Raw genomic sequence first — 19,944 nt, forward strand, 5'->3', positions numbered from 1 at the left:
GATCCGGTTTTGCCTCGCGTGGGTCTGACCGCAGCTGGCCATGGCCAGCACAACGGACGGTTTGTCATTGTGCCAGAACACGCCCTACCAGGCCAAATCGTCCGCCACCCGGGCTCCTCTTTGTCTACTATCACGACAAACGCTGCAAGTGGGGGGACAGACGATGGACAACCGTGCCGAGACGACCGAACCGGAGGATCCTGCGTACGCGGCGGAGCTGGCGTTGACCGAGCCTGGCGGATACGACTATGACGCGTTCCTGTCCTACAGCCGTGCCGATACCGCCGTAGCAGAAGGCATCCAGAAAGGCCTACACAGCATCGGCCGAAAACTAGGACGACTACACGCCCTGCGCGTGTTCCGCGACAAAACCGACCTCGCCGCGAGCCCCAGCCTGTGGGCCAAACTGACTGAGGCGCTGGACAAATCCCGCTACCTCGTCGTGGTGCTCTCCCCCAACTCGGCAAGCTCCGAGTGGGTTAACAAAGAGATCGACTACTGGTTGGCGCACCGCGGACGCAACAACCTCGTCCTCGTCATGGCCGACGGCACCCTCATCTGGGACGACACCCACGGAGCCTTCAACCCGCAAAACTCCACCGCAGCACCGCCAGCCCTGGCCACCCCCGACGCCCTGGGCACCGAACCCATCTACATCGACGTCTCCCAAGACAACCCCTGGGACATCCAAAACCCCGTCTTCCGCGACAAACTCACCGACATCGCCGCCCCCATCCACGGCAAACCCAAATACGAACTCGCCTCCGAAGACCTGCGCGAACAACAACGATTCCGCAGATTCCGACGACTCGCCATCACCGGACTCGCCGTGCTGCTAGTCACCGCCATCGCCGCCGCATCAGTGGCCTTCATCCAACGCCGCGAAGCCATCCAACAACGCAACGAAGCCATCCACCAACGCAACAGCGGAATCGCGCGAGGTCTGGTAGCCGACGCTGAGGCGATCTTCAAACGGGTGCGCGGTGGAACCTATGACCAAGCGCTACAGGAACTGACCGTGGCCGCACTACTAGGACCGGTGGCCGCACGCGGCGGAATGCTCACCGGGCTCCAAAACACTGCCATACTGCAGAAAATCATCCGCACCTCCCGCGGCATCGTCGCGCCGAAAGTCACCCCGGATGGCAAACGCCTCGTCACCGGCAGCAAAGAGGAGCCGGTTATCCGCATCTGGGATGCCGCCACCGGACAGCAAGTATCCGAACTGACCGGCACGCCCAAGACGGGTTTGTGGGTCGTCGGGCTCGGCCCCGACGGAAAGCGCCTGATCTCCGAGGACTCGGCTGGCGTGGTCAGGCTGTGGGATCTCGACACCAGCACCATAATTCGGCAGCTCAAGGCCGAGCTGGCGGGCGACGCGGTGATGAGTGCCGACGGCGCCCGGGTGGCCGCCGTCGACGCACGATGGGGGCCAGACCACAAGAAGCTGATCTATCGACTCGGGGTGTGGGACGCCGCCACCGGGGAGCCGGTCAGCATGTTTCCCGAGCAATCCGACTCCATACGCGAGCTGGCACTGAGCCCAGACGGGCGCCGCATCGTCGTTGTGGACGGGAACGACGCAACCCGGATCTTTGATGTCGACAGCCGCGAGCAGATCGGTGAAACGATCGCAATCCCCAGTCCCAGCAGCTCGGACGGCAGCAACATCGGCGTGCACAGCCCAGAATTCAGCCCGGACGGCCGAAGGTTTGTCATGGGCCTCAGCGAGGGCACCGTGCGACAGTGGGACGCATTCACCGGCGCCCCCCTCAGTACCCCGATGGCCGGCCACACCGGCACCGTGTTCGTGGCGACCTACAGCCCCGACGGAACCCGTATCGCCTCGGGCGGGACAGGCGACAACACCGTACGGGTATGGGATACCGAAACCGGCGCCCCGGTTGGCACGCCGTTCACGGGCCACCTGGATGCGATCACCGGGCTCACCTTCACGGCGGACAGCAAACAGATCGTCTCGACCAGCGACGATAAGACAATTCAGATCTGGCGCGCAGATGGAGACACTCCGCTCGGCGGCCCGATATCCGCCCCGGCCGGCAACCTGCCGGAAGGCACTCCAGTCGTCGGCGTGGTCCCCGGCGGCGAGACAACAGACATCTCGCGATCGGCTGCCGTCTGGAACCTCGAAGACGGCCGCGTGACCGACTTCCGCGAGAACGTGCCCCACTGGGAGTTCTCCATGGATCTGCAATTGGCTATGACACCCGACGGCCGCCGAGCCGCTGTGTTGTCACTCAACAAGCTGCAGGTCTGGGACCTGCACACCGGCAAACCGATCTCCAGTATCGATGACGACACGAATATCCGCTCCGCAACTGCCGTCAGCCCGGACGGGTCCCGGGTCGTCACCGGCGCGTCCAGCTCGTCTGTCGAAAAGCGCGGCGGTCGCCTCATCAACCTGTATGACGCCGACACCGGAAAACAGATCGACACCAAGTTCGACGGCCTAGATGGAACGATCACCGCACTTCGGTTCAGCCCCGACGGTCGCCAGCTCGTCGCCGTAAATTCGAAAGGGGCACTCCGGGAGTGGGATGCCACAACCGGGCAACAGATCGGCGATCCCTGGAACGGCGACCTCAACGTCCAAGGGGCGCTGGCGTTCAGTCCGGATGGCCGGCTGCTCGCCTCGGCAGGCCGCGGAACGATATGGATCTGGGATACACAAACTCACCGGTTGGCAGGAAAGCCGCTCAACGGCCACAACGATCCGCCTTCGAGCCTGGCGTTCAGCTCCGATAGTCGGCTCCTCGTCTCGGGTGCGACCGGCAGCAAAGACTATAAAAGGGGCGAGGTGCGGATCTGGGATGTGGCGAGCGGTCAGCAGATCGGTGAACCGCTGCCCGTCGTCGACGGTTATACGTTTCTGTTCCGCGTGGCATTTTCCTCTGACAGCACCAATATCTTCGCCAGTGGAGCTACCAAGAAAGGAAGCAGGGTCTGGCAGTGGCCGGGTCCGGCCCGGTGGCCGGAACTGTTGTGCGACAAGCTTTCCGCGAACATGAGCCGTGAACAATGGAGACAATGGGTATCCCCGGACATCGAGTATGTGGTGGGCTGCCCGAACCTACCGGTACCGGAGTAACCATGACCGAACCTGAGGATCCTGCGTACGCGGCGGAGCTGCCGCTGACCGCGCCTGGCGGATACGACTATGACGCGTTCTTGTCCTACAGCCGTGCCGATACCCCGGTGGCCGAAGGCATCCAAAAAGGCCTACACAGCATCGGCCGAAAACTAGGACGACTACACGCCCTGCGGGTGTTCCGGGACAAAACTGATCTCGCCGCCAGCCCCAGCCTGTGGGCCAAACTCACTGAGGCCCTGGACAAATCCCGCTACCTGGTCGTGGTGCTCTCCCCGAACTCCGCAGGCTCGGAATGGGTCAACAAAGAAATCGACTACTGGCTCACGCACCGCGGACGCACCAACCTCATCCTCGTCATGGCCGACGGCACCCTGCTCTGGGACGACAGCCACGGCCGCTTTGACCCCGACAATTCCACCGCATCACCACCGGCCCTGGCCGTCCCCGACGCCCTCGGCACCGAACCCGTCTATATCGATGTTTCCCAAGACAATCCGTGGGATATCCAAAACCCCGTATTCCGCGACAAACTCACCGACATCGCCGCACCCATCCACGGCAAACCCAAATACGAACTCGCCTCCGACGACCTCCGCGAACAACAACGCTTCCGCAGATTCCGACGCCTCGCCATCACCGCACTAGCGATACTCCTCGTCATCGCAATCGCCGCCGCCGGCATCGCATTCGTCAAACAACAGGAAGCCCAACAACAACGCTCCGAAGCCATCCGCCAGCGCAACGAGGCGGTCGCACTGCGTCTCGCCACCGACGCCGACGCCATCTTCAAACGGGCGCGCGGCGGGGGCGATGAGCGTGCGCTACAGGAATTGACCGTCGCGGCACGACTCGCCCCGGTGACCGCACGCGGCGGCATGCTCAGCGGAGTCCAATCCACCGTGGCCCTGCAGAAAATCATCGGAACGCCACGTGCACCTACCACGCCGACAGTCACTGCAGACCGCGGCCGCATCTTTACCGGCGGCACGCAGTCGGTTATTCGCATCTGGGATGCGGCCACAGGACGACAGGTATCCGAGCTTGCCGGCACCCCTAAAACCGCCGTGGAGGTCGTCGGGCTCACGCCCGACGGAAAGCGTCTGCTCACAGTAGATTCACTGTCAATGCTCAGGGTATGGGACGTGCAGAACAGCACCATGATCCGAGAGTTCATGGCCGGGATACAGACAGCGGTGAACGCTGACGGAACCCGCGTGGCCGGCATTACGGCCCGGCCTGGACCGGACAAAAGACCGATCTGGCGAATCGGGGTGTGGGATGTCGATACGGGCACGCAAATCGGCCCATTTCCCGAGCAATCCGACAGCCCGCGCAACCTGGCGCTGAGCCCCGACGGCCACCGCATCGTCACAACCAGCAATGTCGGCCTGGGTTACGCCATGCAGATCTGGAATGCCGACAACGGCCAACAGATTGGTGACACGATCGCAATCGACGAAGCTTATCGGAACTTAAGTGCTGGCCCGGCATTCAGTCCGGACGGCAACAGGTTCGCCGTGGGCTTCAGCGATAACACCGTTCGGCAGTGGGACGCGTTCAGCGGAGCCCCCATCGGCCCCCCGCTGGTCGGCCACACCGGACAGGTATTCCAAGTGAGGTACAGCCCGGACGGAACCCGCATCGCCGCAGGCGGCGAGGGCGACTTCGCAGTCCGTATTTGGGATGCCGAAACCGGCATCCCTGTTGGTGCACCACTTACCGGCCACCTCGGTTCCGTCATTGGACTCGCCTTCACCTCGAATGGCGAACAGATCGTCTCGACCAGCAACGACAAGACAATCCGTATCTGGCGCGCAGATGCCGACAGCCGACTCGGCGGCCCGACGGCTGCGCCCGCCGTGCACCTCCCGGAAAGCGAGTACCCGATCCACGTGGTCGGGATGATGCCTGGCGGCTATGTAGATCACATCTCGAGCCCACTCGCTGTCTGGAACGTCATGGACAACCGCGTGACGAATCTGGCGGACTCGATAACAGCCGGCAAAGTGGCGATCACGCCCGACGGTCGCCGGGCCGCGACACTCAAGTTCAATAAGGTCCAGGTCTGGGACCTGCACACCGGAGATATTGTCTTCAGCGCCGACGACAAAACGAGCTACAACCGGATTGCGATTAGTCCGGACGGAACTCGGGTCGCCCTCGCCAGATCCAAATCGGATGCCGAAAAGCACGGTGGCCGCTACATCAGCATGTATGACGCTGACACCGGGAATCCCATCGATGGGGAGTTCAGTGGGCTGGACGGAACAACCTCCGCCGTGCGGTTCAGCCCTAACGGTCGACAGCTCTTCGCCGGCGACACCTCTGGACAGATCCGGGTGTGGGATGCCGAAACCGGGCAGCTGATCGGCGATCCCTGGAATGTTAACAACACCGTGAACGCGCTGGCGTTCAGTCCGGACGGCCGACTGCTGGCCTCAGCAGGGGGCAATACCATCTGGATCTGGGGCGCGCAAAGTCGCCGGCTGGTGGGAGAGCCACTCACCGGCCACGCCAACGTCATTTACTCCTTGGCGTTCAGCTCCGACGGGGAGCTGCTCGCCTCGGGTGCACACAGCGACACCGATAGCGAGGTACGCATCTGGGAAGTGGAAAGCGGCCAGCAGATTGGCGGACCGCTCTCACCTACTGCCAGCCAGGTGTTGGATGTGGGATTCTCGCCTGATAACACCGGCATCTTCGCCAGTGAACTTACCCGCAACAAGAGCAGGGTCTGGCGGTGGCCCGGTCCGGCTAAGTGGCTGGATCTGTTGTGCGACAAGCTTTCCTCGAACATGAGCCGTAAGCAATGGAAGCAATGGGTATCGCCGGATATCGACTATGTTGTCGGCTGCCCGGGTCTGCCGGTACCGGAGTAACCATGACCGAACCTGAGGATCCTGCGTACGCGGCACAGCTGCCTGTTCCTGAGCCCGGCCCGTATGACTACGACGCGTTCCTGTCCTACAGCCGCGCCGATACCCCGGTGGCCGAAGGCATCCAAAAAGGCCTACACAGCATCGGCCGAAAACTAGGACGACTACACGCCCTGCGGGTGTTCCGGGACAAAACTGATCTCGCCGCCAGCCCCAGCCTGTGGGCCAAACTCACTGAGGCCCTGGACAAATCCCGCTACCTGGTCGTGGTGCTCTCCCCGAACTCCGCAGGCTCGGAATGGGTCAACAAAGAAATCGACTACTGGCTCACGCACCGCGGACGCACCAACCTCATCCTCGTCATGGCCGACGGCACCCTGCTCTGGGACGACAGCCACGGCCGCTTTGACCCCGACAATTCCACCGCATCACCACCGGCCCTGGCCGTCCCCGACGCCCTCGGCACCGAACCCGTCTATATCGATGTTTCCCAAGACAATCCGTGGGATATCCAAAACCCCGTATTCCGCGACAAACTCACCGACATCGCCGCACCCATCCACGGCAAACCCAAATACGAACTCGCCTCCGACGACCTCCGCGAACAACAACGCTTCCGCAGATTCCGACGCCTCGCCATCGCCGGACTGGCAATCTTGACCATTCTGTCGGTCGTTACGGCTGGCATCGCATTCACCCAACGCCGTGAAGCCATCCGCCAGCGCAATGACGCGGTCGCGCTGCGCCTGGCCACTGATGCCGACGCAATCTTCAAGCGAGTCCGCGGCGGGCCAGATGACCGGGCACTGCAAGAACTGACAATCGCCGCACGCTTGGCCCCGGAGGCCGCACGCGGTGGAATGCTGACCGGACTCCAAGCCACCGCGCCCCTGCAGAAAATCATCCGTACCCCCCAGGAGCCCAAGGGGGTACGGGTTACCCCGGATGGCCAACGCATCATCACCGGCAGCATGGACGAACCGGTCATCCGCGTCTGGGATATCACCACCGGACAGCAAGTATCCGAACTCACCGGCCAAGCGGCAGGGATAGTCAGCGGGCTCAGCGCCGACGGGAAGCGTCTGCTGTCCTTCACCCTGAATCCTTCGGACATGAATTCGTCAAAGATCGGGCTGTGGGACCTCGACACCGGCACCATGATCCGGCAGTTTGAGGGGCGGTGGGCCGATTTGAGTGCCGACGGCACCCGGATCGCCGCGATCCGCTGGAACGAGCAGGCCGGTCGTCCGCCGATCTACCGAGTCGAGGTGTGGAATGCCGATACCGGGAAGACAATCAACACCTTTCCCGAGCAGACCAGCATTGTGCTTAGCCTGGCGCTGAGTCCGGACGGGCACCGCGTCGTCATTACCGATGGGGACGACACAAGCCGGATCTGGGAGGTTGACAGCGGCAAGCAGATCGGTGAAACGATCACCATTCCCGATCCCCGCAGCTCGGATCCCGCCCGCAAGCTCAGTGTGTTGGGTGCGGAATTCAGCCCGGACGGCAGCAGGTTCGCAACGAGCGACAGCCAAGCCATCCGGCAATGGGACGCGTTCACCGGTGCCCCCATCGGGCCCCCGACGACCAGCGACACCCACCAGGTACTAGGCCATGCGGCTTACAGCCCGGACGGGAAACGCATCGCCGCGAGTATCGGGAATGACGTCCATGTCTGGGATGCCGAAACAGGCTCATTGGTCGGTACACCAATGAAAGGCCAAGCGCAGGGGCACCTCACGTTTACTCCCAACGGCAGCCAGATCGTCTCTGTGGGCTCCGACGGGACCATCCGGATTTGGCGCGCCGACGCCGACGACCACCTCGGCGGGCCGCTGACTGCCCCTGCTGATCGGCCGAAGTACACGACCGGGCTAGCACCCGGCGGTCAGAGAGACCACCTTGGAACCTCTGCCGTCTGGAACCTCGAGAGTGACCAAGTAACCAAGCTGGACCAAGCCATCAGCTTGGCCATGACACCCGACGGCCGCCGCGCAGCGGCGATCGCTTATGCAGGCAAGTCTCGCTACCGGGCGCAGGTATGGGATCTGCAGACAGGCCGGCTTGTCTCCAGCACCGACGAGATGGACGGCCGGAAGATTGCGATCAGCTCCGACGGGACCCGGTTCGCTACCGACGTGTACGCGTTAGGCGCCAAAACGGATGCTGAGCGCTTCATCACCGTTTATGACGCCGACACCGGCAAACGGATCGACGTGAAGTTCGACGGCGTGGAAAAATTCGACGCCCTTGAAAAGGATGTCGCCGCGTTTCGATTCAGCCCAGACGGCCGCCAACTCGTCGCTGCGAACGTCCACAATATGCAGGCCTGGGACGTGGTCACCGGGAAACGGATCGGTGATCCTTGGGGCGGCGGCAATATCACGGCACTTACCTTTAGTCCCAATGGCCGACTCTTGGCCTCCGGTGGTATGGATCAAACAATCTCGATCTGGGATGCGCAGACACATCAGATGGTGGGAGAGCCGCTCACCGGCCTCAACGGGACGATTCGAACGTTGGTGTTCAGCTCCGACGGACAGCTGCTCGTCTCCGGCTCTGACCCTCCGTCCGCCAAATTTACCGAGGCACGGATCTGGGACGTGGCCAGCGGTCAGTCGCTCGGCGAGGCATTGAAAATTCCCGATGGCTACTACAACTTCGCCGTCGCGATTTCTGGCGACGGCACCAAGATTTTCGCAAGCCAGGAAAAGTGGGTCTGGCAGTGGCCCGGCCCACCACGGTGGCGGGATCTGTTGTGCGACAAGCTTTCTTCGAACATGAGCCGCGCCCAATGGAAACGGTGGGTATCGCCGGATATCGAGTACGTTGTCGGCTGCCCGGATCTGCCGATCCCCGAGAGCTAGCTAGAGATTCGCACATATCGCCGGGCGAACTCGTCGCCGGGCACCACCCAAATGTCTCCGTGATCGCCTTGCACAATCCACGCGCCCTCGGATGCGGTGACGCTACCCTCCAGCGACTCGACTGTCTCACCGGTGCGCGCCGGCCGTGCGAGTACCGAACCGCGCCGACGCCACCTGCGGCCCGCGACGTGTTCATGGGTAGCGCGGAAAATGTCATCCCGCACAGACCATTCCGTGGCATCGGTGCTGGGATGCTTCTCACGAACGGACCAGTCGCCCGCCTCGGCACGCATGGTTGAGCCGTCCTGCGCGGTCCATGTCCACGCGGTAGGACGCTGCCGGGCCAGCACCTCACCGGCGCGGCGGAACTCCGCCCAGCCGGTGTCCTCAGTCGCGGGCGCTGACCGGTAGCCCAGCTCGCGCAGCTTTGTCAGGGTGGCCGCCAGGCTGCCCAGCGCGGCGTCGAGCCGTTCCGGGTCCACCTCGATCTGGGCCCAGTCGACGAGCTTGTCGTGGACCTTCCCCGCGTCGTGGCGGGGTCCGACCCGCCACCCGTGCTTGCGGTAGTAGCGGCACCAATCCTCGTGTTCGGAGCGTGCCATGGCGATGGCGGTGGGCAATTCGAAACCCATACGGCGCAAACATTCTGCAGGTTCCAGCTGATGCAGTGCCGGGGCCGATGCTTCATCGGGTGGGCTGCCCCAGGTATTCCAGGTATGCCCGCCGATCTTTTCCACCATCCATAATGCGTTGCGCACCTGCCGCCGGTTCGACTCGCGATAGAACTCGTCGAGCTGTCCCCACGGACGCGCGGTGGGACCGGTCCGCTCGTTGTCGCGGACGTACCGATTATGGATCAGCTCGGCGGCCCGTTCCCACGCGTCGTGCGCTTGCCCGCCCGGCAGATCGAGGCTCAACCGGTAGGTGTAGAGGCGGCCCAACAGTGCGGTGCGTTCCCCGCTGGCATCGGCTCGCGGGTCCCAGGCATGAACGATGGTGTTCGGGAGGCGTGCCGCGATCCGGGTCGCGGCACTGACGTCCAGGCTGGAATCGACGAGAATCACCGCGGTCGATTCCGCATCACCTGCCTGCAGGCGCTGCAGCAGCGCGTCTACGGTGGGCTCTTCGTCGACTGCGATCAGGCCGCCGGCCTGCGCCGGATGCCCGAGCTGTGTCGCGGCAAACTCATTGTCGCGCAGGTAATCTGATGCGTTCGGGGCGATCACTGTGCATGTCGTCGGTTCACCACGTCCGCTGTAGCGCTGTTCGAGACGTCGCTGCAGCATGTCGCTGCAGAGTGCGGTGGTCAGTTGGGATGACCCGCATACCAGCACCTCTCGGACCGCGCGTGCGGCCATCACCCGGTCAAGGAGCCTCCGCGCCGTCACCTCGTAGATTCCGACGGTGTCGGCAGCCCATCGATGGTGGACACCACCGAAATGCTGTGCACGCCAAGCGGATGCCTGCCACGGGTCGTCAATGCGCACAACGAGCGGAATGCGCAAGTGGTCGCCTCCGCGCGCACTGATGGCGCCGAGCCACCACAGATTGGTGGACGGGTCGGCCGCCAGCAGGTAGAGGCGGTCGAGCTTGTTCCAGATGTCCAGCGCGGCAAGCGGCGCGGTTTGGGTGAGATCCAGCGTCATTATGGCCGCTCCCGCAGTGCGGGCGCGGCGCACGCAGTCGCGATCCGGATTGTCGGTGATCACAACGAGGGAACTACGTCGCCGCATGGAGCGTTTGATGGCAGCGACCATTGGTTCGGCATCGTCGTCGAGTCCCACGATCACCGTGAGCGATCGAGCGAAACGGACGCGCAGCCGATGCAGCCGCGCCTGGAACAGCGCCACTGCAACTCCGGCCACCGACATCACCACGACTGCCATTGCCGACACCTGCGCGATGTGCAGTGCGGCCGGCATGGGAACGGGGCACGGGCCGCCGTCGAGAGAGCCAGCGGGGTCCCCGCCCTTGACCAGTTCGACTGCCCAAAGCAGGGGGGTGAAGAACGCCGGATGACTGTCGTCGTGACACCGTGCGTATGAGGCGAATCCGAGGACCAGCGTGAGCACCGCCAAGATCGCGGCAATTGCCACCGGAACCCCGGTAGCCCCCGCCCGACGGCGCGTCAGCGCCAGACCCAATGCCACCAGAGTCACGACCACGAGAGCGATGGTGGACGCCGAATCCGGTGCGCCAAACCAGCGAAACGGCGCCGGTACCGAATCACGTATCCCGGGCCATCCAGCCAACACCGTCAGGTATCCCAACGTTATGACGGCAAAGGTCGCCAACGCTATACGGGCGGTTCTCAATGCCACCGTAGGATACTACTCAGGTTCCCTACCAGGCCGGACTAGACCAGCCGATTGAAGCACTTCGTCTCGACGCGCCGTGTCAGGCGCCAGCCGTGCCGTGTCCGCACTACCGCGTCGTCGTACCAAAGTCCCAGAAAAAGCACCTGTTCGGTGTCGCCGCCTGGAACCATCGGGTTGAAACACAGGCTGCGCACGGTGGCCGAGCTGCGCTCTTCGTCGTCGAAACTGATCGACACGTTTCCCAGCATGTGCGCATACATCGGGAATGCCGGCAGCACCTGCGCCAGCCACGCCTTGACGTCGAGATACTCGCCGTCCACCCCACCCATCGCGCGATAGTCGATATACGCATCGTTGGTGAACACCTCGTCCAGGTCGTCGAACTGGCGGGTGTCGATGGCGGTCGCGTAGTCGACCAGGAGCTGCTGGATCTGCAGGCGGTCGGAAACTTCGTCGATGGTCCAGGCGGATGTCATAACTTGTGAGCATGCCCACTCGGACCGAAATCATCACGCAATTCGTCCCGAACTCCCCGCTGTGTCAGCACCTGGGAATCGTGTTGGCCGAGATCGGCACCGATCGCGCCGTGCTGAGCATGCCTTTCCGGCCCGAGCTGGCCACCATGGGCCACACCGTGCACGGCGGCGCGATCGTGACCCTCGCCGATACCGCGGCCATGGCGGCGGCGTGGGCCGACGACGTCGTGCCCGAAAAGTTCGGCGGCTCAACGGCTTCATTGACGGTCAACTACGTCTCGGCGGCCGAGGCCGCCGACCTTACCGCGGTGGGCCAGGTGGTCCGCCGCGGTAAGCGTCTGTCGAATATCGAGGTCACCGTGTCCGATGGCACCGGGCAGGTGGTGGCCAAGGCGCTGGCCACCTACAACTTCGCTTAGGCCGCGCCGGCCTCGTCCGCAGCCAGCAGGTCCTGCACCCGGGGAATGACCTCGGTGCCATACAGCTCGACGTTTTGCATGCCCAGCCCCGGCTGCGCGGCCTGGTACACCAGGCTGAACCGGTCGGCACCGAGACCACGAATGGTTTTGGCCATCTTGGACGCCACCGTATCGGGTGAACCGACATACAGCGATCCCGACTTCACCTCGGCCAGGTACTCCTCGTACCGCGGCGCCGGCCAGCCACGCTCACGCCCGATCGTGGTGCGCAATTCCCGGAATCCGGGCCAATACTGTGCGATCGCCTCCTCATCGGAATCGGCGATATGCCCCGGGCTGTGAATACCCAGCGGCATCGGCTCGGTGACACCGAGCTGATCTTGAGCCCGCCGGTAGAGGTCGACGTACGGCTCGAATCGCATGGGGTCACCACCGATGATCGCCAGGATCATGGGTATGCGGTACCGCACGCTGCGAACCACCGACTCCGGCGATCCGCCCACGCCCACCCACGCCCGCAAACCGTTCTCCGTCTTGGGATACACCTCGACGTTGTCCAACCCGGCGCGCAGCTTCCCCGACCAGGTCACCGGGTCTCCCGGCAGCAGCTTGGCCATGAGATCGAACTTCTCCTCGAAGAGTTCGTCGTACTCCGCTAGGTCGTATCCGAACAACGGGAAGGAATCCGTGAACGACCCCCGACCAAGCACGACCTCGGCACGGCCATTGGAGATTCCGTCGAGGGTCGCGAACCGCTGATACACCCGCACCGGATCGTCAGTACTGAGCACCGTCACGGCGGTCGCGAGGGTGACCCGCTCGGTACGCGCCGCGATCGCGGACAGCATCATCTCCGGGGACTCCCCCACGAACTCGGTGCGGTGATGCTCCCCGATGGCGAAGATGTCGACACCAACCTCATCGGCGCGCACGCCTTCCTCGACCACAGCCCGGATCGCTTCCGGGTTGGTCATACCCGCGGGAACGTCGGCAAACGTGTCCAATCCAAACTGCACGTGATTAGTCATGACTCCATAAACGGACTGCGGTCCGGTTATGTTCCCGATACCCTCCGCGCTAGTGTCGGAGCCGATGTCCTCCCTGCCGCTATCCCGTCGTTACCGCGCGTTCGCAGTGCTCAGCGCCCTGCTCTTGGCCTTTACGGTTCCCGGTGTCGCTCGCGCGGATACCGCGGCACCACCACCCGAGGGCCCGGCGCAGGCATGGCTGGTGGCCGATCTGGACTCCGGCCAGATCCTCGCCGCCCGCGATCCCTACGCGTCGCATGCACCCGCGAGCACCATCAAGGTCCTGCTGGCCCTGGTCGCACTCGACGAGCTGCCACTGGATGCCACCGTGGTGGCCGATGCCGCCGACTCCCACGCCGAATGCAACTGTGTGGGCATCAAGGCGGGACAGGTCTACACAACCCATGACCTACTCGAGGGCGCGCTGCTGGAATCCGGTAACGACGCCGCCAACACCCTCGCTCACATGCTGGGCGGCCGCGAGGCGGCGGTCGAGAAGATGAACGCGAAGGCAGCGGCACTCGGGGCAACCGGGACGCACACCGCTTCACCCTCCGGACTGGACGCGCCGGGCATGGACATGCGCTCTACCCCGCACGATCTGGCCGTGATTTTCCGTGCGGCACTGGCCAATCCGGTATTCGCGGAGATCACCCGCCAGCCGGCCGCCGACTTCCCCGGCCGCGTGCTGCACAACCAGAACGAGCTGATGTACCGCTATCCGGGAGTGATCGGCGGTAAGACGGGCTTCACCGACATCGCTCGTAAGACCTACGTGGTGGCCGCCGAGCGCGACGGTAAGCGCCTGGTCGTGGTGATGATGTACGGCCTGGTGCACGAGGGCGGCCCAACCTACTGGGATCAGGCCGCGAGCCTGTTCGACTGGGGTTTTGCCAACGACGGTCAGGTCACCGTCGGCTCCCTCTAGACCTTGGAATTGAGCACCTGAAGCACAGTTTCGCCCACCCGCACCCGGCACATGGCAACCGCCAGCGCGACAGCGTCTTTCGGCGAGATCTGGGCCACCGCATTGCCGCCCGCGGCCGCCTCCTGAACCGCCGCCAGCTTTCCGGCGTCGTCCATTGTGTTGAATTCCCCGCAGAGGGTGTCCGCCTGAGCGGTTGCCGGGACCGCAACCGCCAGCCCTAGGCTCATCATCACCGCCACGGCAAAACGCATGGCCGAACTCTAACGAATCTGCCCGCGCAGCACGATGAGGTCCGGCCGCGAGAGCACCTGCGGCCCCACGCGGGGGTCCTGGTGATACCCGACCACATCGGCGGGCGCTCCATGCTCAAGTCCCGGCCGTCCCAGCCAGTCCCGGGCCCGCCATGACGCCGCACCCAGCGCATCGGTGGGGTCCATGCCGATGCGCGTGAGCGCGGCCACCTCATCGGAGATGCGCCCGTGTGCGATCCCGCCGCCGGCGTCGGTGCCCGCGTAGATCGGGATTCCGGCGTCATACGCGTTCCCGAAGGTGGTGTGCAGACCCGCGTAGAGAGCGCGCATGTGCTGGGCGTAGACCGGGTATTTCGTTGCGGAGTCGGAGATTCCCGGGAAGTTCTCGATGTTGATGACGGTCGGAACCAGCGCGGTACCGTGCTCGACCATCAGGGCGATGGTGTCATCGGTGAGTCCGGTGCCATGCTCTATGCAGTCGATCCCGGCCCGGATCAAGCCGGGCAGCGCATCTTCACCGAAAACGTGTGCGGTGACGCGCGCACCGTTGGCGTGTGCGACAGCGATGGCCTGCTCGAGAATCGCATCGGACCACAGCGGGGCGAGGTCGCCGACGGAGCGGTCGATCCAGTCCCCCACCAGTTTCACCCAGCCGTCACCCCAACACGCTTGGAGGGCAATGGCTTCCGGAAGTTGCGACTCGTCCTCGATATCGATGGGCAACCCGGGGATGTAGCGCTTGGGTTTGGCCAGATGCCTGCCCGCGCGGATGATCCGCGGCAGGTCCTCTCGCTCATCGAAGCCACGAGTGTCCACCGGAGATCCGGCATCACGCAACAGCAGTGCACCCACGTCACGCTCGGCCTCGGCCTGCGCGACCGCTTCTTCCAGCGAGGTCGGACCGTGTGGCCCGACGCCAACATGGCAATGCGCATCGACAAGCCCGGGCAGCAGCCAGCCGCCGTCGAAGACGGTGTCGGCACCTGAGATCGGTTCCCGGCTTATGACGCCGTCGTGCACCCACAGATCGATGGGCTCTTCCGAGGGAAGAGTTCGTCCCCGCAGATGTGCGAGCATCGGCTCAGTTCTTGGGGAACTTCAGCTTCGAGATGTCGATATCGGCCAGACCGGGAGGCAGCTCGCCGAGCCCCTCAGGCATCCCGGAAAGGTCTGGGAATCCGGCCGGCATACCCGGCGGCATACCGGGGAATCCGCCCCGGATCTTCGGCTGAGTCGGGCCCCGCGAGCCCTTCTTGCCCTTCTTGGTGTTCTTACCGCCCTTGCGATTGCTCTTGCGGTTGATGGCGCCCATACCCATGCGGCCCGCCATCGACGACATCATCTTGCGTGCCTCGAAGAAACGGTCCACCAGCTGGTTGACCTCCGAGACCGTCACGCCCGAACCGTTGGCGATCCGCAGCCGCCGGGACGCGTTGATGATCTTCGGGTCGCTTCGTTCGGCAGGGGTCATACCGCGAATGATGGCCTGCACCCGGTCAAGTTGCTTGTCATCGACGGCGGCCAGCGCGTCCTTCATCTGGCCGGCACCCGGCAGCATGCCCAACAGGTTGCCGATGGGCCCCATCTTGCGGATCGCGAGCATCTGCTCCAGGAAGTCCTCGAGTGTGAGTTCTCCGGAGGTGATCTTCTCGGCCGCAGCCAGGGACTGTTCGGCGTCGAAATGCTGTTCGGCCTGTTCGATGAGGGACAGCAGGTCACCCATGCCCAGGATGCGGCTGGCCATCCGGTCCGGGTGGAAGACGTCGAAGTCCTCAAGCTTCTCGCCGGTGGACGCGAACAGGATCGGGGTGCCGGTGATCTCGCGTACCGAGAGTGCGGCACCACCACGGGCGTCACCGTCGAGCTTGGTCAAGACGACACCGGTGAATCCGACACCCGCACGGAAGGCTTCAGCGGTACTCACCGCGTCCTGACCGATCATGGCGTCAAGGACGAACAGCACCTCGTCGGGATCGACGGCTTCGCGGATCCGGGCGGCCTGGTCCATCAATTCGGCGTCGATACCGAGACGGCCGGCGGTGTCGACGAGCACCACATCAAAGTGTTGAGCCTTGGCATGGGCCAGGCCGTCTCGGGCCACCGCAACCGGGTCGCCGACCAGCGAGCCGACCTCCAGACCGCCGGTCGAGGTGCCCGGATGCGGAGCGAAGACGGAAACCCCAGCGCGTTCACCAACCACCTGAAGCTGGTTCACCGCACCTGGGCGCTGCAGGTCGCAGGCCACCAGAAGCGGGGTATGGCCTTGTCCCTTAAGCCATTTGGCCAGCTTGCCGGCGAGGGTCGTCTTACCGGCACCTTGCAGACCGGCAAGCATGATCACGGTCGGCGGAGTCTTGGCGAACGCCAGCTGACGGGTTTCCCCACCCAGAATGCCGATGAGCTCTTCGTTGACGATCTTGACGACCTGCTGCGCCGGGTTCAGCGCACCGGAAACCTCGGCACCCTTGGCACGTTCCTTGATGCGTCCGATGAAGGTACGCACCACGGGCAGCGCGACATCGGCTTCCAGCAGCGCCAGCCGGATGGTCCGGCAGGTCGCGTCGATATCGGCGTCGGACAGACGTCCCTTACCCCGTAGGCCAGCAAGGGCGTCGGTCAACCGGTCAGACAGCGATTCAAACACGTCGACCAGCCTAGCTGGCGGCCCCTTTTGTGCCTCCGTCGTGGCAGGCAATCTGGAGACGCAGGCCTTCCCCGCCCGTCCCGTACCTACCCGGTGACGGGAGGTTGCGGGCGCAGCGACGGAATGAGGATGCCGACAACGCCACGCAGGCTCCACCCGATGAGGCTGAGGTAGTCGATGCTGTCGCGCCAAAAGACGACTTTGTCGTCGACAAACTTCATGGTGGCTTTGATCCGGAACCGCACCCACAAGGGCCCTAGCTTGGCGATGTCGACGCGGTCACTGATCACCGAGTCGCCCTGCTGCACGACGCTCAGCGGCGACACGGTGAGTCCGGAAACGCACGCCCGGAAGCCCCGCTCCAAGGCAGGCCTGAGACTCTTCTTGCCCGTGATCTTCGGAAGGGGCGCGAGCACGTGCTCGACGTCATCTGAGAAGAACTTCAGATAGCCGTCGAGATCCAGGGCCGCCATCGTGGCGAAGGCGTCTTTCACAAGCTCCACACGGGGGTGCACGTTCGACGGGTGCCCGCCGCTCATCCGATCCTCAAGAAATGCCATGCCCCGACAATCGCCTGTGACCTGCTGCCATCACTACCCGCGGCGCTGCCAACCGCTGCCAGATCGCTTGCCTGAGCTAGCTGGCGGCCTTCTTCGGCTCGGGAGCGGCTACAGGCAGCACCGAGGCGATGGCCGCCTCCAGCACGGCCTGCTCGGGACCGGTGCTGAGGCAGAAGGTGTCGACCACCGAAGAACCGAGGGTGTTGACCCTGGCCCACGCGATGTCCACGCCGTGTCGTTCCAGGGTCGCGGTGATGCGCGCCAGCAGCCCAGGCGCATCGGAGGTGCGGATCTCCACGATCTGCTGGTCGAGGTTCCCGGCGGGCTCGAACCAGCGGATGCGCGGCGGCGCCGGCACGTAATTGGTGGGAACCGCGGGTGTCGCATCCCCGACAAGGCCGGTGGAGAACTGCGCTGACTCGCGTTCGCGCTCATCGAGCGTCGCGATGATGTCGGTATCGCCATCGATAGCGGAGATCAGCTGCTGGCGCAGCAGCCCCGCCGCCGGAGGCGATCCGAACCGCGGCGACACCTCGAAGGTGTTAATGGCCGAGCCGGCGTGGCTGGCCACCGAGGCCGAGAACACCCGCAACGAATTCAGCGACAGCACCCCGGCGGCCTTGTAGAGCAGTCCGCGTTGATCGGGCGCGATCATGCTCACGGTGTACATGTGCGGCGACCCCGCAGGCACCAGGCGGACCTGAACCCCACCATCGGCCGCCAGCGAAAGCAGTTCCGGATCAATGGGATCGGGTTCGGGCAGCGATTCACCACGCATCACCATCCGGCATTTGCGCACCAACTCCCCGATCAGCGACGCCTTCCAGTCACCCCACACCCCCGGACCGGTGGCCAGCGAGTCGGCCTCGGCAAGCTGCTGCAACAACTCCAGCAGCAGCAGATCGCCCCCGAGTGTATTGACCACGGTGTCAATGGTTTCCGGGTCACCGAGATCACGCCGGGTGGCAGTGTTGGGCAGCAGCAGGTGATACCGCACGATCTTGGACAGCAAGTCCACATCGGACGGCCACAGCCCCAGCCGGGTACCGATCTGCACGGCCAGATCCGCGCCGACAACGCTGTGATCACCGCCGCGGCCCTTGCCGATGTCGTGCACCAGTGCACCGAGAACCAGCAGATCGGGGCGAGACACCCTGGTGGTGAAGGCGCTCGCCCGCGCGACTGTTTCGACAAGGTGCCGGTCGACGGTCCAGATGTGCACGATGTCGCGTGGTGGCAGATCCCGCACCGGCCCCCATTCAGGGAAGAGCCTGCCCCACAACCCGGTTCGGTCCAGCGCCTCGATGGTGGCGACCGCAGGCGGACCGGCCTCCAGCAGCACCAGCAGATCCTTGAGCGCCTCCCGTGGCCACGGCGCACGAAGCTCCGGTGCTGATTCGGCAAGCCGACTCAACGTGGACGAGGAGATCGGCAGTCCGGTGGTCGCCGATGCCGCCGCCACCCGCAGGATCAGCGACGGGTCGCGCTCGGGACGAGCATCGCGGGCAAGCACCACCTCCCCGGCATGCTCCACCACACCCTCGTCGATCGGACGCCGGACCGTGCGCCGCAGTACCGAAATGCCCCGTCGGGGTATCGAATTACCGGCCGTCCGCAGCCCTACATCCACCGAATAGCTGATGGTGCGGGCGGCGTCGGACAGCATTCTGGCCAGATCAAACCGATCGCCGATACGCAGCGCCGCACCGATCTCGTCAGCGAACTGAGCCAGCAGTTGATCACGTTCCCGTCCGGCGACTCGGTGCAATTCAGTGCGCACATCCAGGATTACTGAGTGCGCGCCATCGAACGACTTCGCCAGCCCGCTATCGGTGAGCTGGGCGATGGCTAGCGCCCGAAGTAGCTGAACATCGCGCAGACCGCCGCGGCCGGACTTCAGATCGGGTTCGGCCCGGTGTGCGATCTCGCCGCTGCGCCGCCATCGTGCCTGCGTGTACTCGATCAACTCGTCGAGTCGGGTCCGGATCTGCGAACGCCATTGTTGGCGTACGCCCCCGATCATCAGGCTGGACAACTGCGCGTCCCCGGCGATATGCCTGGCATCGAGCAGCGCCAATGCCGCCGACATCTCCTGCCCGGCGACATGCAGGGTGTCGGCCACCGTGCGGACACTGTGGTCGAGCCGAATATTGGCGTCCCACAACGGGTACCACAGGCCGTCTGCGACCTCACTGAGAGTCTCCGTCGAGATGTTCTCGTCGTGTAGCAGCACCAGATCCAAATCCGAGTGCGGCAGCATCTCGCGGCGACCAAGCCCACCGAGTGCCACGATGGCAAATCCACTGGAGTCGGTGATACCGACCTCAGCGGCCTTGGTTGTCAGCCAAAGCTCATTGAGGTCGGTCATCGCCTCGCGAATCGCGCCGGCATTCAGCCGACCGCTATCACCGAGCAGCTGCGCCCTGGCGGCCACGAGGTCCGTTGCGGCGCCCATGTGATTA

13 protein-coding genes are annotated in these 19,944 nt (G+C 64.3%); 5 read left to right on the forward strand and 8 right to left on the reverse strand.

What is annotated here, in order from left to right:
- Positions 1-163 precede the first annotated feature (163 nt).
- Genes RHO23_RS11680 through RHO23_RS11690 form a run of 3 tightly spaced genes read left to right on the forward strand, consistent with a single transcriptional unit; the run spans position 164 to position 8,858 of the window.
- Entirely contained in the window at positions 164-3,109 is a 2,946-nt protein-coding gene (locus tag RHO23_RS11680) for a toll/interleukin-1 receptor domain-containing protein (protein ID WP_423489112.1), read from the forward strand.
- 2 nt (positions 3,110-3,111) lie between these two features.
- A complete protein-coding gene (locus tag RHO23_RS11685) occupies positions 3,112-5,991 on the forward strand; it encodes a TIR domain-containing protein (protein WP_423489113.1) in 2,880 nt (959 codons plus the stop codon).
- 2 nt (positions 5,992-5,993) lie between these two features.
- On the forward strand, positions 5,994-8,858 hold the full coding sequence (locus tag RHO23_RS11690) for a TIR domain-containing protein (protein WP_070942942.1): 2,865 nt from the start codon (positions 5,994-5,996) through the stop codon (positions 8,856-8,858).
- Here RHO23_RS11690 and RHO23_RS11695 read toward each other — a convergent pair.
- The gene (locus RHO23_RS11695; RefSeq protein WP_264917531.1) at positions 8,855-11,179 is read right to left on the reverse strand and encodes a hypothetical protein; all 2,325 of its coding nucleotides are present in this window, start codon (positions 11,177-11,179) and stop codon (positions 8,855-8,857) included. The genes RHO23_RS11690 and RHO23_RS11695 overlap by 4 nt on opposite strands.
- Positions 11,180-11,214: 35 nt before the next feature.
- Entirely contained in the window at positions 11,215-11,652 is a 438-nt protein-coding gene (locus RHO23_RS11700; RefSeq protein ID WP_070942940.1) for a nuclear transport factor 2 family protein, read from the reverse strand.
- An 11-nt stretch (positions 11,653-11,663) separates the two neighbouring features.
- On the opposite strand from RHO23_RS11700, the gene RHO23_RS11705 reads away from it, so the two are divergent.
- Complete coding sequence (locus tag RHO23_RS11705; RefSeq protein ID WP_070942939.1) at positions 11,664-12,071, forward strand: PaaI family thioesterase; 408 nt, start codon at positions 11,664-11,666, stop codon at positions 12,069-12,071.
- On the opposite strand, the gene RHO23_RS11710 is transcribed toward RHO23_RS11705, so the two are convergent.
- On the reverse strand, positions 12,068-13,087 hold the full coding sequence (locus tag RHO23_RS11710) for an LLM class flavin-dependent oxidoreductase (RefSeq protein WP_070943029.1): 1,020 nt from the start codon (positions 13,085-13,087) through the stop codon (positions 12,068-12,070). The two genes, RHO23_RS11705 and RHO23_RS11710, sit on opposite strands and share 4 nt — an antisense overlap.
- A 64-nt stretch (positions 13,088-13,151) precedes the next feature.
- Here RHO23_RS11710 and RHO23_RS11715 point away from each other — a divergent pair, with 64 nt between their 5' ends.
- Positions 13,152-14,027, forward strand: a complete 876-nt coding sequence (locus RHO23_RS11715) for a D-alanyl-D-alanine carboxypeptidase family protein (protein WP_109535961.1) — start codon at positions 13,152-13,154, stop codon at positions 14,025-14,027.
- On the opposite strand, the gene RHO23_RS11720 is transcribed toward RHO23_RS11715, so the two are convergent.
- The 5 genes from RHO23_RS11720 to RHO23_RS11740 all read right to left on the reverse strand — a co-directional run bounded on the left by RHO23_RS11720 (position 14,024) and on the right by RHO23_RS11740 (position 19,937).
- Entirely contained in the window at positions 14,024-14,278 is a 255-nt protein-coding gene (locus RHO23_RS11720) for a hypothetical protein (protein WP_030094043.1), read from the reverse strand. The genes RHO23_RS11715 and RHO23_RS11720 overlap by 4 nt on opposite strands.
- A 9-nt stretch (positions 14,279-14,287) precedes the next feature.
- On the reverse strand, positions 14,288-15,355 hold the full coding sequence (locus tag RHO23_RS11725) for an amidohydrolase family protein (protein ID WP_264917532.1): 1,068 nt from the start codon (positions 15,353-15,355) through the stop codon (positions 14,288-14,290).
- A gap of 4 nt (positions 15,356-15,359) precedes the next feature.
- Positions 15,360-16,922, reverse strand: coding sequence for a signal recognition particle protein (ffh, locus tag RHO23_RS11730; protein ID WP_046254206.1), 1,563 nt, complete (start codon positions 16,920-16,922; stop codon positions 15,360-15,362).
- Positions 16,923-17,008: 86 nt separating this feature from the next.
- Positions 17,009-17,482, reverse strand: a complete 474-nt coding sequence (locus RHO23_RS11735) for a limonene-1,2-epoxide hydrolase family protein (RefSeq protein ID WP_070942937.1) — start codon at positions 17,480-17,482, stop codon at positions 17,009-17,011.
- Positions 17,483-17,558: 76 nt separating this feature from the next.
- Entirely contained in the window at positions 17,559-19,937 is a 2,379-nt protein-coding gene (locus RHO23_RS11740) for a [protein-PII] uridylyltransferase (RefSeq protein ID WP_064409188.1), read from the reverse strand.
- Positions 19,938-19,944: the final 7 nt, after the last annotated feature.

This window comes from Mycobacteroides sp. PCS013 (assembly GCF_049532645.1).
Taxonomy (GTDB): Bacteria; Actinomycetota; Actinomycetes; order Mycobacteriales; family Mycobacteriaceae; genus Mycobacterium; species Mycobacterium gwanakae.

Coding starts and splice junctions, on each gene's coding strand:
- RHO23_RS11680 (WP_423489112.1), top strand. CDS start 164: ATGGACAACCGTGCCGAGACGACCGAACCGGAGGATCCTGCGTACGCG.
- RHO23_RS11725 (WP_264917532.1), bottom strand. CDS start 15,355: ATGCTCGCACATCTGCGGGGACGAACTCTTCCCTCGGAAGAGCCCATC.
- RHO23_RS11700 (WP_070942940.1), bottom strand. CDS start 11,652: ATGACATCCGCCTGGACCATCGACGAAGTTTCCGACCGCCTGCAGATC.
- RHO23_RS11740 (WP_064409188.1), bottom strand. CDS start 19,937: ATGGGCGCCGCAACGGACCTCGTGGCCGCCAGGGCGCAGCTGCTCGGT.
- RHO23_RS11720 (WP_030094043.1), bottom strand. CDS start 14,278: ATGCGTTTTGCCGTGGCGGTGATGATGAGCCTAGGGCTGGCGGTTGCG.
- RHO23_RS11690 (WP_070942942.1), top strand. CDS start 5,994: ATGACCGAACCTGAGGATCCTGCGTACGCGGCACAGCTGCCTGTTCCT.
- RHO23_RS11705 (WP_070942939.1), top strand. CDS start 11,664: ATGCCCACTCGGACCGAAATCATCACGCAATTCGTCCCGAACTCCCCG.
- RHO23_RS11735 (WP_070942937.1), bottom strand. CDS start 17,482: ATGGCATTTCTTGAGGATCGGATGAGCGGCGGGCACCCGTCGAACGTG.
- RHO23_RS11685 (WP_423489113.1), top strand. CDS start 3,112: ATGACCGAACCTGAGGATCCTGCGTACGCGGCGGAGCTGCCGCTGACC.